The sequence below is a fragment of the Maribacter sp. genome (assembly GCF_039974175.1).
Classification (GTDB): Bacteria; Bacteroidota; Bacteroidia; order Flavobacteriales; family Flavobacteriaceae; genus Maribacter_C.
The window spans coordinates 608,312-623,745 of the sequence record NZ_JBDWJN010000003.1 but is presented as its reverse complement, the minus strand read 5'-3'; the positions used below and the strand labels follow the sequence as shown (position 1 = coordinate 623,745).

15 protein-coding genes are annotated in these 15,434 nt (G+C 39.1%); 11 read left to right on the top strand and 4 right to left on the bottom strand.

Going from position 1 to position 15,434, the window contains the following annotated elements; translation table 11 throughout:
• The first annotated feature begins 65 nt into the window (after positions 1–65).
• The 3 genes from ABJN95_RS03805 (at position 66) to ABJN95_RS03795 (ending at position 2,810) form a co-directional block, all read left to right on the top strand.
• Positions 66–650, top strand: a complete 585-nt coding sequence (locus ABJN95_RS03805) for a HupE/UreJ family protein (protein ID WP_348368670.1) — start codon at positions 66–68, stop codon at positions 648–650.
• 81 nt (positions 651–731) lie between these two features.
• Positions 732–1,166: a dCMP deaminase family protein gene (locus ABJN95_RS03800; RefSeq protein WP_348368669.1), complete on the top strand. Its 435-nt coding sequence runs from the start codon at positions 732–734 to the stop codon at positions 1,164–1,166.
• Between the two features lie 18 nt (positions 1,167–1,184).
• Positions 1,185–2,810 (top strand): S41 family peptidase, encoded by a 1,626-nt coding sequence (locus ABJN95_RS03795; RefSeq protein WP_348368668.1) that lies wholly within the window; start codon positions 1,185–1,187, stop codon positions 2,808–2,810.
• A 4-nt stretch (positions 2,811–2,814) separates the two neighbouring features.
• On the opposite strand, the gene ABJN95_RS03790 is transcribed toward ABJN95_RS03795, so the two are convergent.
• Both ABJN95_RS03790 and ABJN95_RS03785 read right to left on the bottom strand, forming a co-directional pair.
• On the bottom strand, positions 2,815–3,018 hold the full coding sequence (locus ABJN95_RS03790) for a hypothetical protein (RefSeq protein ID WP_348368667.1): 204 nt from the start codon (positions 3,016–3,018) through the stop codon (positions 2,815–2,817).
• Positions 3,019–3,038: 20 nt separating this feature from the next.
• The gene (locus ABJN95_RS03785; RefSeq protein WP_348368888.1) at positions 3,039–3,623 is read right to left on the bottom strand and encodes a MarC family protein; all 585 of its coding nucleotides are present in this window, start codon (positions 3,621–3,623) and stop codon (positions 3,039–3,041) included.
• 119 nt (positions 3,624–3,742) lie between these two features.
• On the opposite strand from ABJN95_RS03785, the gene ABJN95_RS03780 reads away from it, so the two are divergent.
• On the top strand, positions 3,743–4,315 hold the full coding sequence (locus tag ABJN95_RS03780) for a DUF3109 family protein (protein WP_348368666.1): 573 nt from the start codon (positions 3,743–3,745) through the stop codon (positions 4,313–4,315).
• Here the strand turns inward: ABJN95_RS03780 and ABJN95_RS03775 are convergent.
• Together ABJN95_RS03775 and ABJN95_RS03770 are read right to left on the bottom strand one after the other, a co-directional pair.
• Entirely contained in the window at positions 4,305–6,227 is a 1,923-nt protein-coding gene (locus ABJN95_RS03775) for a tetratricopeptide repeat protein (protein WP_348368665.1), read from the bottom strand. The genes ABJN95_RS03780 and ABJN95_RS03775 overlap by 11 nt on opposite strands.
• A 65-nt stretch (positions 6,228–6,292) precedes the next feature.
• On the bottom strand, positions 6,293–7,027 hold the full coding sequence (locus tag ABJN95_RS03770; RefSeq protein ID WP_348368664.1) for a LytTR family DNA-binding domain-containing protein: 735 nt from the start codon (positions 7,025–7,027) through the stop codon (positions 6,293–6,295).
• 361 nt (positions 7,028–7,388) lie between these two features.
• Between ABJN95_RS03770 and ABJN95_RS03765 the strand changes: the two genes are divergently transcribed.
• The 7 genes from ABJN95_RS03765 (at position 7,389) to ABJN95_RS03735 (ending at position 15,271) form a co-directional block, all read left to right on the top strand.
• Complete coding sequence (locus ABJN95_RS03765; protein ID WP_348368663.1) at positions 7,389–7,559, top strand: hypothetical protein; 171 nt, start codon at positions 7,389–7,391, stop codon at positions 7,557–7,559.
• A gap of 38 nt (positions 7,560–7,597) precedes the next feature.
• Positions 7,598–8,143, top strand: coding sequence for a hypothetical protein (locus ABJN95_RS03760; RefSeq protein WP_348368662.1), 546 nt, complete (start codon positions 7,598–7,600; stop codon positions 8,141–8,143).
• Between the two features lie 1,171 nt (positions 8,144–9,314).
• Positions 9,315–9,542, top strand: a complete 228-nt coding sequence (locus ABJN95_RS03755) for a hypothetical protein (protein WP_348368661.1) — start codon at positions 9,315–9,317, stop codon at positions 9,540–9,542.
• A 7-nt stretch (positions 9,543–9,549) separates the two neighbouring features.
• On the top strand, positions 9,550–10,467 hold the full coding sequence (locus ABJN95_RS03750) for a class I SAM-dependent methyltransferase (RefSeq protein ID WP_348368660.1): 918 nt from the start codon (positions 9,550–9,552) through the stop codon (positions 10,465–10,467).
• A gap of 205 nt (positions 10,468–10,672) precedes the next feature.
• A complete protein-coding gene (locus ABJN95_RS03745) occupies positions 10,673–11,149 on the top strand; it encodes a T9SS type A sorting domain-containing protein (protein WP_348368659.1) in 477 nt (158 codons plus the stop codon).
• Between the two features lie 58 nt (positions 11,150–11,207).
• Complete coding sequence (locus ABJN95_RS03740; RefSeq protein WP_348368658.1) at positions 11,208–14,000, top strand: tail fiber domain-containing protein; 2,793 nt, start codon at positions 11,208–11,210, stop codon at positions 13,998–14,000.
• A gap of 284 nt (positions 14,001–14,284) precedes the next feature.
• Positions 14,285–15,271: a ribonucleotide-diphosphate reductase subunit beta gene (locus ABJN95_RS03735; RefSeq protein ID WP_348368657.1), complete on the top strand. Its 987-nt coding sequence runs from the start codon at positions 14,285–14,287 to the stop codon at positions 15,269–15,271.
• Positions 15,272–15,434 lie beyond the last annotated feature (163 nt).

Genomic DNA, 15,434 nt, shown 5'->3' with positions numbered 1-15,434 from the left:
TTGTTGTATTCGGCAGATGCGAATAAGCGATGGGTATGAACCACCAACTGAACACATACGAATAAATGCAAGATTTTTATTTCTACATCAAACTTGGTCTCAACCATGTTCTTGATTTTGGCGCCTATGACCATATTCTCTTTTTGATGGCATTGGCGCTTCCGTTTTCTTTTAAAAGTTGGAAAAAAGTAGTGCTATTAGCTACACTGTTTACAATTGCTCATTGTCTGTCGTTGTTTCTCTCTGTCTATGGAATTTTGGTAATGGATGTTGCCTTGATCGAGTTTTTGATTCCTGTTACCATTCTAGGTACGGCATTGTTCAATCTCATCTATGTAAAATCCGCTGTAGAGAACAGAAGCTTGGGCTTGCATATACTAGCCACAACCTTTTTTGGGTTGATTCATGGTTTCGGTTTTAGCAACTATTTCAATATGCTTATGGCCGAAGAAGAAGAAAAACTAGGAGCCTTGTTGGGTTTCGCAAGCGGAATAGAAATTGCACAGGTCTTGATTGTTTTTGGGGTATTGGGTCTTTCCTATCTAGTGCTTTCCATTTTAAAGGTCAAAGCGCAATTATTTGTAACAATTGCTTCCATTTTAATCTTGCTCATCACAATACCCATGTTGATTGCTACGTTCCCATGGTAAGCTTATGTTAAATTTAACCTATTAAGGTTGTAGGAATTTGGTAAAGCAGGTATCTTAGACCCCTGTTATTCCGTTATATACATGCAGAAAACCAAGCAAGAGAAGTATGATAAGGCCTATCTAAGAATGGCAGAGGAATGGGGCAAATTGTCTTATTGTGAACGCAAACAAGTAGGTGCAATCATCGTAAAGGACCGTATGATCATTTCTGATGGATATAATGGAACCCCAACGGGCTTTGAAAACTTTTGTGAAGATGATGAAGGGTATACGAAATGGTACGTTTTGCACGCAGAGGCAAATGCCATTTCGAAGGTGGCCTCCTCTACACAATCGTGTCAAGGCTCAACCTTATATATAACATTATCGCCTTGTAGAGAGTGCAGTAAATTAATACACCAATCTGGCATAAAACGTGTTGTGTATAAAGAAGCGTACAAAGATGAGTCAGGGTTAGATTTTCTTCGGAAAGCTGGTGTTGAATTAAAACATTTGCCCTGTATTGAAAGTGCTTGACGAATTATATCGGTAAAGATGCAGAAAAAAAACAATTACTTATGGCCTACAATCCTAGCTGCTGCCTTGGCTTTAGGTGTCTTTGTAGGGGGTAAATTCAACTTTAACGACACCCCTGAAAAGCTTTTTACCACCAATTCTAAAAAAGACAAACTCAATCGGCTTATCGATTATATCGACTATGAGTATGTTGACGAAATCAATACCGATAGTATTGTTGATGTTACCGTAAACAACATCCTCGACAAACTCGATCCCCATTCGGTATATATTCCCAAGGAAGAGATGACCCAGGTTTCGGAGAGCATGAAGGGTGATTTTGTGGGAATAGGAATCAATTTTTACCCCTACCGAGATACGATATCCGTTATTCGTACCATCAAGGATGGCCCTAGTTTTTTGAAGGGAATTGAGCCTGGAGACCGCATATTAATGGCGGACAAAGATACCTTGTACGGTAGAAAGTTGCCAAACGAGGTAATTGTTGAAAAACTAAAAGGAAAAGAAGGTACCTCGGTAAAACTAAAGGTGTATCGTAAAAAAGAAGACCGAACCTTCACCGTAAATGTGAAGCGTGATATCGTACCCATCAAGAGTGTACAGTCGTACTTTATGATGACTGACGATATGGGCTACATTAAGGTTAATCGTTTCGCCGAATCTACATTTAGAGAGTTCAAAACGGCCCTTAGTGAACTTCAAACACAAGGAGCAAGAAAGTTAACGCTTGATTTAAGAGATAATCCTGGCGGGTATTTGGGCATTGCAGAACAAATGGCCGATGAGTTTTTAAAGGATGGAAAATTAATTCTTTTCACCAAAAACAAAAAAGGCAAAATCAATAACGTGTATGCCACAGAAAAGGGAAGCTTTGAAGACAAAGAGGTTTATGTGTTGATCAACGAGCGTTCTGCTTCGGCAAGTGAGATTATTGCTGGGGCGCTTCAAGACAATGATTTAGGAACTATTGTAGGTCGACGTTCTTTTGGTAAGGGACTTGTACAGCGTGAAATGGAATTGGGCGATGGTTCGGCCGTTCGCCTAACAGTATCAAGATATTACACCCCCACGGGGCGTAGTATTCAACGTACCTATAAAAATGGTAACAAAGACTACTACCAAAAGTTCACTGATCGGTTTCATACAGGAGAACTTACTTCGGTCGATAGTATAAAAGTCGCTGATTCGCTAAAATTTAAAACACCAAAAGGCAAAGTGGTTTATGGCGGCGGTGGAATCATCCCCGATGTGTTTGTACCTATTGGCACAAACGAAGAGGAAGCACTAGAAAGCCTAGATAGTTCCGGCTGGATTTCCTATTTTGTTTTTGAGCATCTTGATGACGATAGAAATCGCTATGACGACTACAATCAGGCTACGTTTATGGCAGATTTTACAGTAGATGATATTCTTTTTGAACAATTTCTTGATTTTTTGATCAATAGAAAGTTGAGAATGAATTATTATGACTTTGAAGCTGAAATAAAACTGTATTTAAAGGCCGCTTTGGCAGAGCAATTGTTCGGAGCAAACGTACATGCTAAAATCAAAAGTCAAGCCGATGCTATGTTACATCAGGTTTTGGAACTCGATAGTCCGCTAATACAACAAGAAGATGCCGAGGCGATTGAATCTAGAAATTAGATTGCTAATCTTTATTCACCCTGTCTTGTATTTTTTTTGAAGTCATAAAAATCAACAACAAGACAACAGCACATAAAGAAGCTACGATGCCGATAAGTGCTATAATGCTATTACCCTCAAGCGGATTGTCAAAATTTACCAAAGTCACATTATAGGCAATTAGCGCTACGGCAAGCACTATCAGAATTATGCTCAATGTTTTGTTCATTTGAATGACGTTTTAATATGCTAAAAAAGTTGATTGATATTAGTGGCGAATAGCTTTACGGCAATGGCCAATAGAATCACTCCAAATACTTTTCTGATGATTCCTATACCATTGGCGCCTAACACTTTTTCAATTCGACTTGACGACTTTAGCACAAGATATACAAAGATAATATTCACAATAATAGCTACGATAATATTTTCCACTTCATATTCAGCGCGTAGTGATAGTAATGAAGTCATCGTACCTGCCCCTGCAATCATTGGAAATGCCAATGGTACTATCGAAGCGGTCTCGGCGGCATCGTCTTTATAAAGTTGTACCCCTAAGATCATTTCGATGGCCAAAAAGAATATGATAAATGCCCCTGCCACCGCAAAAGAGTTTACATCAATACCAATTAGGTTCAATATTTCCTCTCCAACAAAAAGAAAGGCCACCATCATAATGGCGGCGACAATCGATGCTTTTTCCGATTGAATATGGCCTACTTTGTTGCGTAACCCTATTATTATGGGAATACTTCCCACAATATCGATTACTGCAAAAAGTATCATGCTCGAGGTAGCAATTTGTCTAAGATCAAAATTTAGGTCGAATGACATTCCTTTCAAATTTGCGGCAAATTTACGTTTTAAAGCATAGTTCCAATAGCCATGAACGAAATAAATTGTAGCAGCTGACATCGCTTTAAGATGTATCTTAGTAGGCTTAAAGTAAACCTATGTTTCAGCTTGGAAAAACTATAGTATCTGAAGAAATTATAGAGCATGACTTTGTTTGCAATCTGAACGCCTGCAAAGGCCAATGTTGTATTGATGGTGATGCCGGAGCTCCTTTAGAAGATGCGGAAACCGAAATTTTGGTAGATATTTATGCAGATGTGAAACCCTTTTTACGCGCAGAGGGAATTGCCGCTATTGAAGAACAGGGTGTTTTTGTAAAGGGAGAAGATGGTGAATGGGAGACTCCGCTCATAAACGGAAGCGAATGTGCCTATGTCGTTTTTTCAGAAAATCAGACTGCAAAATGCGGTTTGGAAGAAGCGTATAACCAAGGAGTAACGACTTGGAAGAAACCTGTTTCCTGTCATTTGTATCCTGTTCGAGTAAAAGAGTATACCGAACTTACTGCAGTCAATTACCACAAATGGGAAATATGTGATCCTGCATGCTCGCTTGGTGCCGAACTGAAAGTGCCTATTTATAAATTTGTAAAGGAGGCGTTAATTCGCAAGTTTGGAAACGCATGGTACGAAGAATTAGAACAAGCAGCTGCAGATCATCTTAAACCATAGGAATATGCAACAGTACTTTGGTTCCTTCAGGCGTACCATCGTCTTTGTATAGGTCGAGAATTTGAAGGTTAAAGGAATTCAAATAATCTCTAGAGAAATTCGTCAGACGTTCTTTGGTAATATCTATTCCTACAGATTTTCGCTTGAGTACCTTACTTTGTTTAATTTCTTCAGATGCGATTCGACCTATTCCATTGTCCGTTATACTAATATGTATGTAGTTTTCATCTGAAGCTCTACGTACGTTCAAAAGTATTTTTTTCTCCCCTGTTTTAGAAGAGAGTCCGTGCCAGAGTGCGTTTTCCAAAAAAGGTTGTAAAATCAATGAGGGTATTTTCACGGTATGTGGGTCGATATCATCACTGATTTTTATCTCAAAATCAATTTCATTTGAAAAGCGAATATTTTCAATATTCATATAGAGTTCTACCGTCTCTAGTTCTTCTGCCAGCGGTATTTCTCGTAGCGATGAAGCTTCCAATATTTTTCGCACCAGTTTGGAGAACTTATTGAGATAATGAACCGCATTTTTTTGCTCATTATTAATGATATAGAGTTTGATGGAATTTAGCGAATTGAATAAAAAATGAGGATTCATTTGACTGCGCAACATACTTTGTTCAAGTGTGAGCACCTTCTTTTCATTTTTGAGTTGGTATTGGCGATACAGAATGTAAAAAATGCCCGCCAGCAAGGCCAAAACAATGGCGCTGATAAGCAAGGTTGTATTTTTCTTGCGAAGGTTGAGCCGAACTATTTCGTTTTGCTTGGCTAAAACCTGTATCTCATTGCTCTTTTTTTGAGAATCATAACGGAAAATGACATCGTTTACATAACGTACCGTGCTGGCATTCAATATCTGCTCTTCTAGTTCTCTTGCCTTTGACGTATAGTTAAGTGCTTTTTCATAATTACCGCGTTCGGTGTTTAATTGGGCGAGTAAATTATTCGCCTGTGAAGCTTCCAACTTTAAATTTTTTTTCTCGGCCGTTTTCAGACCTTGTAGCATGTTTTGTTCAGCTTCATCATATTGTTTTAACAAAAATTTTGCCCACCCTAGTTTATTGAATACAGAAGCAATAAGAAATGGATCATCTAGCTTCTGAGCTTTTGGCAATGCATATTCAAGAAGTTCTATGGCTTCAAGCGGTTTATCTTCTTTGATATAGATTTGAGCAATGGCGTTATTGCACAAAACCCGCCCCATATCATTATCTATTTTTTCATTGAAGGCAAGTGAAGTTCGATAATCTTCCAAAGCACCGGTCCAATCTCCTAGTTCCTCTTTGCATTCTCCAATATTCTGATGATTTATTGCCTGCCCAAGCTCATTGCCCAATTCTGTCTCTAGGCGAAGCGATGTTTCAAAATATTCTATGGCTCTGTCATACTGGTTTAACATTTGGTAGAGATTACCAATACAGTTAACCGATACGTTGATCATTCTTTTTATACTACGGGAAGGATTTTCAACCGATTCTGCCAATTCAAGAGCCTTTTGATTATAATCCATTGCAGTACGAATGGAGGAGGTTCTGCGATAGACCACGCCCAAATAGTTGAGACTGGTAACCTTAAATTCAAGGTTATCATTGGCTTCAGCAATTTCCAATGCTTTTTGATGTAGCTTGATGGCTTCTTTAAACAGGGAATGATTTCTATAGTCTCTTCCCAATTCGTTCAAGGCATAAGCTTGCCCGTCAGCGTAATTACCTTCGGTAGAGGCATCGGCAAAATAACGCATTAAAACCGTATCGCGTCGACTACTTCCTAAAACCGAATGTATTTTTGCACGCCCTTCAGGAGCGGCACTGACTAAGCTATCCACGGTCTTTTTGAAAGAGTCGGGAATATCTTGTGAGAACCCCTGAAAATAGAGGCATAGGACTGCGATAATTAAACTACGTTTCATACAAAAAGTAAGTGGCAAGCGCAGGTCAGATTCACTAGTGTCAATTCGGGGATTCATAAAGAAATTTACAACATATCTAGAAAATCTGATTTCTTTTGCCTAGAAACGGGTATTTTGTGATTGGGTTTCAAGATGACGTACCCGTCGGTCTTAAGAAATTCCTTTATTTTGGTAAGGTTGATGATATAGGAATTATGAATTCTAAAGAATGAATCGTCTGGTAAAAGTTCGTTTACTTCCTTTAATTTTTTAGTGAGTACAATTTTTTGACCGTCTGTGAGGTAAATGGTACTGTAATTCCCATCAGATTCGGCATATAAAATTTCATCGCTCTCTAAGAAAACTAGCTTTCCATCTGTATTGAATGTTATTTTCTTGTGAACGGAACTTGAATTGAAGTTCAACAGGATTTTTTCTAATCTATCGGCGGTAAAATTCTTGGCGTTGAATTTCTTTATTTTAGAGATAGTATCTTTTAGATCATCGGTATCGATAGGTTTTAAAAGATAGTCGATAGCCTCATTTTTTAACGCTTTGATGGCGTATTGATTGTAAGCTGTGGTAATGACCACAGGAAAATCCTTGTTTTTCAATTTTTGAATGAATTGAAAACCATCCATAGTGGGCATTTCAATATCTAAAAAAAGACAATCTGGAGTGTTTTTTTCAAGGTGATCTAAGGCTTCCAAGGGGTCTGTAAATGAAGCTGAAACATTAATTTCATCACTAAAATTTGTTAATTCCCAAGATAAACTCTGTAGCGCCTTGATCTCATCATCTACTATTATCGCTTCAATCATAATCAATTCAATTCTAAGTATAGAAAGTTAGTCAAAAATATAGTGAAGCTGTTGGTAATTCAAAAAAGATGTATCAATGGACGCTATTTGAGTATAGTTGGTAAAAAAACACCTAAAAACCGCTTTTACTACGAATTTGAATCTTTTTTCTTACAAAATTGACGATAGATTATCGTTATTTTTCCTTCTAAGCATCTACAAATTATAGCACATTGCAATTTATACACAAAATAGTACCATTGATACATTACCTCTTTTGGTGCTCGCAGACCTACTATACTTTAGACCCTAAGTTTATGACTTTGATTTGGTTTCCTCCGAAAGTTGTTGAGATGCATATAAAGTAATAAATCTAAGGGAAATGAAAAGATGTTTTGTAATGTTCGCTTTTTTTGTTTTGATGCTGTTACTGGCGGCTCTGACCGACAATTCTCGTGAGGTAGTACTGAATGATACAATTGTGCAGAGTGAACTTGCAACAGATAATCAATTGACAAATGAAATAGTATTGGATCACAGCCTAAAAAATTGATTTCGTACCAATAACCAAAATAACAAGCAAATACCACCATGTCACAGATCTTCTCGAAAATAGCTAAGATTGGTCTTTGGGTCCTTGTGCCCACACTGTTTATATCTGGTACGAAACTAGATAATCAGCCTGTGTCATCAATGCTGAACGACGGTGACTATACGATGCAGATTACGGGCAACCTGAATAATCAACTTAGTGGTGAAGTTAATTTTGAGACCGCTATTGAAACCACCTCGAAAGGAATTTCGTTTTCCACCTTGAAATTAAAATTAGATAATAAAGAGCAGGTTTTACCCCATTCTATGGAGTTTTTGATTTCCAAGGAAAATATAACTGCAATATTACCCACAGGAACCTATGAAGTTGCTGAAAATCAAGAAGGCTTTCTGAATTACTTCGATGGAGTGTTTGGTTTCGCCAATATCAATGCGCTTGGAGAATTACCTCTTTTTGCGAAAAGTGGCAAAGTTCAGATTGACTATTTAGATAATACCACGGTTAAAGGAACGCTTAATGTAACTATGAGTAATACGATTGGAAATTCTGTTCAAATACGCGGAAATTTTGTAGCAACAAAATAAGAGCATATTTGTCAGCATGGTAGAATTATATTATAGAATAACATCAGAAATTTTCAATGTAGATATGTGAAATTACCTTGGTTTTATTAGGGTTTTGGCGCGAAATTTCGTATTTTTACTTTCGTTCCCTATCTGACCAACTATTTAATTTTCAACTATTTGCTAAGTTTTAAGCGAGCTTCTTAAGGTAATAATATGAAATAGAAGTTCGAGACAATTTTATGAAACTGCCAATCCATAAGGTACGGTTCTAGGGAATGCGTTCTAAGAAAAAGCGTATTACTCTGTTCTAGTAACAGACCCGTCTAATGAATTGTTGCATACTGGACACCTAACCAACTTGTTGGCTTAAGGTGATTTGCTCGATTATAGGTTTCGGGGGAACTACCTAAATCAGCGCCATTGTAACAAGTATTGATTTAAATACATTGGAAGGGCCGTACGGTTTGGCGGTATCATTTTAAAAAAGAAAATTTATAAAACCCAGAAGATACACTTCTGGGTTTCTTGTTGTTACTCCCCTATTGATTTTGTGTACTTGTAGTTGTCATAGAATATGGCTTTTGAATTACAAAAAATACCATATCAACATATTTCCTTCAGCCCCTTGCATAAAATACGTTCCTGGGGTTTCCCAATCTTTCTTAGCGTATGGTTTTGCGATCTTGTTACATATCGTACATGCCTTGTTACATATGTGGCATCCTACCGCGGTATGCCTATCTACTTTTGTCTTAAGATAAGATGCGTCCTCTTAAAGGCGACAAGAACACTAAGACCTTAGATAATGGAAACAAAAAAAATTGACGGAGCCCATTTGGTATTTGCTGCCATGATAGTTATTGCATTGATTATGATAATTGTTGCTGCCGCCTAAATTTCTTGAAAATTGGAATATTCAAATAGTTAAAATGGTAGTTAGCTGTGTGATTCAATACAATATATACAAGATTCAAAACCAACCTTACAATTTCGTATAGTTGGCTAAGCCTGTTGGTTACCTTTACTTCAATCATTGGCCAACACTTCTCTAAATTTTCCTCCCCTCCCCTTATTAAATTCTCCCGTTAGAAGCAATTTCGAACAAGAAATGTTCTTGGCGCGTTAACCTTCTGTTCTCCATAGTTATGAAGTAGTAATAAATAATAAATATAACTGTAAAACAGAAACCATGAAGACATCAATGATTATTATAACAGCACTTCTATTGAACACCACTTTGTTGGTTGCAGAACCCTTATCCACTTTTGTGAAAGGTATAAGTCCATTCATACTTTTGGCAGTGGAGGCCTTATTAATTTTGGGTTATTTCACCAATGAATGGTTGAGAGATCTGAGCAAAGCCTGTACTATAGATTTCGGTTACCTAGACATCTTTGTAGTTAAGTCAAATAAATAAGAGTATTATGATTGCACTTAGAAACAGCGCCTACAAAAGCGTCGGATTAAAGCTATTAAAAGAATTTATTCAAAATGAACAGTTATCACATGATACCTTTTTTCAATTGGATGAATTGTTGGCAATTACGGCCTATGAGTATCGAAAGGGAAGAGTTTCGAAGGAGGATATTGCCGAAATCAATGCCGGTTTCGGAAGTGAGTTTTTGCAAAACACCCTACATGGTAGAGGTTATTTAAAGCCCAATGGCTACCCAGGAGATTATCTTTTTTTAGACCAAATTTACACGAAACATGTTTCTGAAGACCCGAGGTATGGTATTTGGGATGAATTTGTGCAGCAAAACGGTGCACCCAACGCGGTACGCAATCGCAAAGCATACTATAAGCATCTGGTAAAGACAAAAGCAAACTCCACTCCAAACATGCACGTTCTCAACATCATAAGCGGATCTGGAAGAGAACTAGCAGAGCTCTATGATGCAGGCCAAGCCAAAAATATTCATACAACCTGTGTCGAAATAGATACGGAGGCTATCTCATTTTCAAAAAAGTTAAACAAGGTCAATTTGGAACAAATTACCTATATACACTCGAATATCTTTAGATACCAAACCAAAGAATCGTACGATTTTATATGGTCTGCAGGGCTCTTCGATTACCTGAATGACAAGGCTTTTGTGAAATTGCTGATGCGTTTTAGGGAATGGCAAAAAGAGGGAGGAGAAATAGTTATAGGTAACTATAACGAAGCCCACAATCCCAGCCGAGACTATATGGAAATTTTAGGCGACTGGCACCTCATTCATCGTACAAAAGAACAATTGCTGCAGCTGGCGAGAGCAGCCGGTTTTAAGGATCACCAAATTCATGTTAGCCGTATGCCCGACAACGTGATTTTATACCTGCATATACATAACGCATAGCACTAGCATAGGAAGTTCCCATATCTGTTAAGGTGCCATAGCCCGCTGGTAATGTATGGCTAGTGTTAACTACCCGAGAAACTCATTTTTGATGTTTCTCGGGCTTTTATTTTTTTGGAGGCTTTCTATTACATAAAAAGATTCGGTGTCGATGTTAACCTTTTCAAAGGCGTTTCCATAAAAGGGAAACAAAAGAAAAGGAATAATGAAATCAATAGGCACGTATGTTCTGATTTTAACCACCGCCACCTTGAGCGCGCAATCAATCGATAAAACTGTTGTAGCAAGTGCTGGTAGCACTATGTCAGTATCCGAGCTTACTATCGGGTACACTATTGGTGAATCTATCGTTGGTTTTACCACCAACGAAAATACTATCGATCAAGGTTTCTGGGCGGGGTCATTGCAAGTTGAAAATATTACCGAACAAAAAGACCTTGATGGTATTGTGGTATATCCAAATCCAGTTGTGAACGAGCTTTCGATTTTTACAGATAAAAATGAAGTTTATGGCATCACCCTATTTGCAGTAGATGGTAGTGGGGTGTTAAAGCAAACGGTCGAACCTACTCGACTCGAACATAAAATCGATTTGAGTTATCTCTCAAGAGGAGTATACATACTGCGTCTATTTATAAAGGGTGATACCGAGGAAAAACTATTTAAAATCATTAAAAAATAACAATCCCTTATGGTCCTTCCCTAAGTGAAGGATTTAGGACGGGAATAAACTAGAAATCATGAATAAAAATTACACTTCAATCAGTGTACTTGTGGCGGTCCTATTTTTTGGAGTTCTAAGTGCACAAGAAACACAAAAGAATTTTATCAATTACCAAGGCGTAGCACGTAGTGCAAGTAATGAGATAATGGCAGGGGAAGACATGACTATCGGTATCGCGCTGAAATTCGGAGCGGCGAACAGTAGCGTGGTGTATGAAGAAGGCCATTCAATTACTACCGATGCCAACGGAGTTTTTAGTTTGTTGATTGGTAACGGGAGCGCTACACAGGGTAATTACAACAATTTACCCTGGGGAAGCGCTGCGACCTTCGTTACGGTTTCCATGAATGGAAAGGAGGTAGGTACGACCGAAATGATGGCTGTACCCTATGCTATTAGCTCTGGTAATGCCGACGATCAATCAGCTGCTGAGGTAGCCTATGATAATTCCGTTTCCGGACTTTCGGCAACAACCGCTCAAGAAGCTATTGATGCATTGATCAGTGCGGGTAGTGTTGACGCTGACCCTGACCCTAGAAACGAATTACAGACACTTAGTTTTGATGCGGCCTTGAATAAAATAAGTCTTACCGATGGCGGAGAAATCACAATTCCTAGCGGAGGAACCGATGCCGATGCCGACCCTGAGAACGAATTGCAACTATTGAGTTTTGACTCAGGTACGAATGAGCTGAGTCTTTCAGATGGAAATACAGTGACTATTCCAAGTGGAGGAACAGATGCCGATGCCGATCCAACCAACGAACTACAAGACATTTCTTTGGCAGGTACAGCACTTACGATATCAGATGGTTCTACCATTGATCTGGCTCCAATTGTGCCCCCTGGTGGAACTGACAATCAGGAGCTGACTTTTGATCTTGCAACCAAAATTTTAGCGATTGAAGATGGCAATACCGTTGATTTGAGCAGTCTGTCGTCTGGGGGTTCCGGTAGTTCATTCTGGTCTGAAAACGCTGGAGATATATACTATAATTCTGGAAAAGTAGGTATTGGCACCAACACGCCACAAACTAGTTTGTCAATAGAAACCGACGGGAGCAATTGGAATCTTACCGATACCGAGGGTGATTTTAGAATAGGAGATGCTTCACATCGTTTAAAAATGAGTACTTCAACAGATGGGGCTGGTGCCGGCAATTCGCGAATTAGAGCACAGGGAGGTAGTAATAGACTGCTATTGGGTTCGGGTACGGATGATGTGTTGACTGTAGTTGATCAACAGGTCGGAATAGGCACTTTAGATCCTAGCGCACCCTTGGATGTAGCCGGAAAAAACAATTGGGATCCAAACTCAACTGAAGGCGACCTGCGAATTGGCAATGGCACGTACAGGCTAAAAGTAGGAGTTGCACTTGGCGGTGCAGGGGCAGGTGATACAAGAATTCGAATCGATGGTGGTACCAACCGAATGATGTTAGGGGGAGGTGCAAATGATGTTTTAACGGTAACTGATGCCCAAGTTGGTGTCGGAACAATTACCCCCGGGGCTCGTCTTGATGTACAAGGTGATATTCGGTCTAGTGATTTAGCTGGCACGGGCCAACGTAATGTGATGGCTGATGCAGATGGAAACTTGGTCATTGGAACAAGTGGCGGAGGGGGGTCTTTGTGGTCAGCAAATGGTGCAAATATTAGTTATGATGCGGGCAATGTAGGTATTGGTACAAGCTTACCCAATTCTCCATTGGAGATCGTTAGCGGTAGTGATAGTCCCATATTGGTTCATTCGAGTCGGAGCGATGGTAATGGCTGGATACGATATAACAACGATACGGGTCGTATTGGTTACACAGGCATGTTCAATGGCACCAAAGATATGGAGCTGGGCACATCGGGCGACAATGCTACCGGAAAGGTACATCTGACCATAGGAGGGGCTCCCAAACTTAGTTTGGTACCCGATGGCAATGTGGGAATAGGTACCCAATCACCAACTTCTCCATTAGAGATCGTTAGCGGTAGTGATAGTCCCATATTGGTTCATTCGAGTCGGAGCGATGGTAATGGCTGGATACGATATAACAATGAAACGGGTCGTATTGGTTACACGGGCATGTTCAATGGCACCAAAGATATGGAGTTAGGCACATCGGGAGACAATGCTACCGGAAAGGTACATCTGACCATAGGGGGAGCTCCCAAACTTAGTTTGGTACCCGATGGCAACGTGGGTATAGGTACCCAATCACCTACTTCTCCATTAGAGATTGTTAGCGGTAGTGATAGCCCGATACTGTTAGCGTCTACCCGGTCAGATGGCAATGGTTGGATTCGCTTTAATAATGATACCGGTCGTGTTGGTTACGCCGGCATGTTTAATGGTACTAGAGATATGGAACTGGGTACTTCGGGAAGTAACCCTACGGGAAGGGTACATCTCACCATAGGGGGAACTCCAAAGCTTACAGTGGCACCAAATGGCGATATAATTGTTGATGGCAGCGTAGTGCATAGTTCAGATCGACGACTCAAAAGAGATATTGTAAGCTTGCCTTACGGTATCGAAACAATCATGCAATTATCGCCCAAAGCCTATTATTGGAAAAAAGACAAAATAAACGGCAATAGGTCATTAGGCCTTATCGCTCAAGAAGTGGAGCCCATAATCAAAGAGGTAGTGCATGCAAGTAGTGGAGAAGAACATACGCTGAGTATAAGCTATACAGAATTGGTGCCGGTGCTAATTAAGGCGATTCAAGAACAACAGGCGATCATTACAGAACAATCGAACCAAATTTCAGGCTTTGAGCTACGTCTTGCAAGACTAGAAGCCAAACTACAGTAGCGGTTAGCTTTCCTAATTTTTCAAACCAAAAAGTATATTCCAAATCATACTTTTTGGTTTATTTTTTTTGTTTAACTTCTATGTAAATTTTGTGTTAAGTTTCAATTTTGGCTAAGCTCAGCGTACATCAGTAGCGAACCTAGATTTCAACATACGATGTTAAAAACTTTGTGACTGAATCTTTAAAACACGCATTTTTTATCCCTCTTATTTTTCCATCTTTGTAAGCCCAGCACAGGGGTAATTTTCAGCTCAGCACACTAACTTTTTAAATTTGTAAGAATATGTCCACAGCGATAGAGCCAATCTTGGCAGAAAACGAAGACCGATTTGTTATTTTTCCGATAAAACACCATGATTTATGGGAATGGTACAAAAAATGTGAGGCTTGCTTCTGGACTGCTGAGGAAATTGACCTAAGTGAAGATGTTAACGATTGGAACAATAAATTGAACGATGACGAGCGTTTTTTTGTCAAACATATTTTGGCCTTCTTTGCAGCCTCTGATGGAATTGTAAACGAAAATCTTGCTGAAAATTTTGTTAGTGAAGTGCAGTATGCAGAGGCAAAATTTTTCTATGGATTTCAAATCATGATGGAGAATATCCACTCTGAAACCTACTCTCTTTTAATTGACACCTATGTTAAAGATGAAAAGGAAAAAAATGTCCTTTTCAAAGCCTTAGAAAACTTTCCGGCAATTAAGAAAAAGGCAGATTGGGCTTTGAATTGGATTGAGTCGCCAAGTTTTGCAGAACGCTTAATAGCCTTTGCAGCTGTGGAAGGAATTTTCTTTTCAGGAGCCTTTTGTTCTATTTTCTGGCTAAAGAAAAGGGGTCTCATGCCGGGTCTTACATTTTCTAACGAGTTGATCTCAAGAGATGAAGGAATGCATTGTGATTATGCCGTACACTTACACAATAAGCATTTGATCAATAAGGTTCCGAAAGAGCGAATCACCCAAATTTTGACAAATGCTCTTGATATCGAACGCGAGTTTATTACAGAATCACTTCCAGTAAGTTTGATTGGTATGAACGCCAAGTTAATGACACAATACTTGGAGTTTGTAACGGATCGACTTTTGGTTGAATTGGAATGCGACAAGGTGTACAATGCGACGAATCCATTTGATTTTATGGATATGATTTCCTTGCAGGGCAAAACAAATTTCTTTGAGAAAAGGGTTTCCGAATACCAAAAAGCAGGGGTGTTGAATAAAGAGAAAGATGAAGATGCACAGAAAATCAGTTTCGACGCAGATTTCTAAATAAGTTACCTAAACTGCAAGAGGTTTAATAACGAAGCTTTTTGCCAGTTGACCCTCAAACATAAGAGCAACCTAATTTTTGCCTAGATGATTTGCCTATGCTGAACCGAATTCGGCAAAATCACGTGGGCTTCATTGACCAACAGTATTAACCATTAAAAAA

Coding starts and splice junctions, on each gene's coding strand:
- ABJN95_RS03775 (WP_348368665.1), bottom strand. CDS start 6,227: ATGAAACGTAGTTTAATTATCGCAGTCCTATGCCTCTATTTTCAGGGG.
- ABJN95_RS03800 (WP_348368669.1), top strand. CDS start 732: ATGCAGAAAACCAAGCAAGAGAAGTATGATAAGGCCTATCTAAGAATG.
- ABJN95_RS03735 (WP_348368657.1), top strand. CDS start 14,285: ATGTCCACAGCGATAGAGCCAATCTTGGCAGAAAACGAAGACCGATTT.
- ABJN95_RS03750 (WP_348368660.1), top strand. CDS start 9,550: ATGATTGCACTTAGAAACAGCGCCTACAAAAGCGTCGGATTAAAGCTA.
- ABJN95_RS03740 (WP_348368658.1), top strand. CDS start 11,208: ATGAATAAAAATTACACTTCAATCAGTGTACTTGTGGCGGTCCTATTT.
- ABJN95_RS03760 (WP_348368662.1), top strand. CDS start 7,598: ATGTCACAGATCTTCTCGAAAATAGCTAAGATTGGTCTTTGGGTCCTT.
- ABJN95_RS03795 (WP_348368668.1), top strand. CDS start 1,185: ATGCAGAAAAAAAACAATTACTTATGGCCTACAATCCTAGCTGCTGCC.
- ABJN95_RS03765 (WP_348368663.1), top strand. CDS start 7,389: ATGAAAAGATGTTTTGTAATGTTCGCTTTTTTTGTTTTGATGCTGTTA.
- ABJN95_RS03785 (WP_348368888.1), bottom strand. CDS start 3,623: ATGTCATTCGACCTAAATTTTGATCTTAGACAAATTGCTACCTCGAGC.
- ABJN95_RS03790 (WP_348368667.1), bottom strand. CDS start 3,018: ATGAACAAAACATTGAGCATAATTCTGATAGTGCTTGCCGTAGCGCTA.
- ABJN95_RS03770 (WP_348368664.1), bottom strand. CDS start 7,027: ATGATTGAAGCGATAATAGTAGATGATGAGATCAAGGCGCTACAGAGT.
- ABJN95_RS03780 (WP_348368666.1), top strand. CDS start 3,743: ATGTTTCAGCTTGGAAAAACTATAGTATCTGAAGAAATTATAGAGCAT.
- ABJN95_RS03755 (WP_348368661.1), top strand. CDS start 9,315: ATGAAGACATCAATGATTATTATAACAGCACTTCTATTGAACACCACT.
- ABJN95_RS03805 (WP_348368670.1), top strand. CDS start 66: ATGCAAGATTTTTATTTCTACATCAAACTTGGTCTCAACCATGTTCTT.
- ABJN95_RS03745 (WP_348368659.1), top strand. CDS start 10,673: ATGAAATCAATAGGCACGTATGTTCTGATTTTAACCACCGCCACCTTG.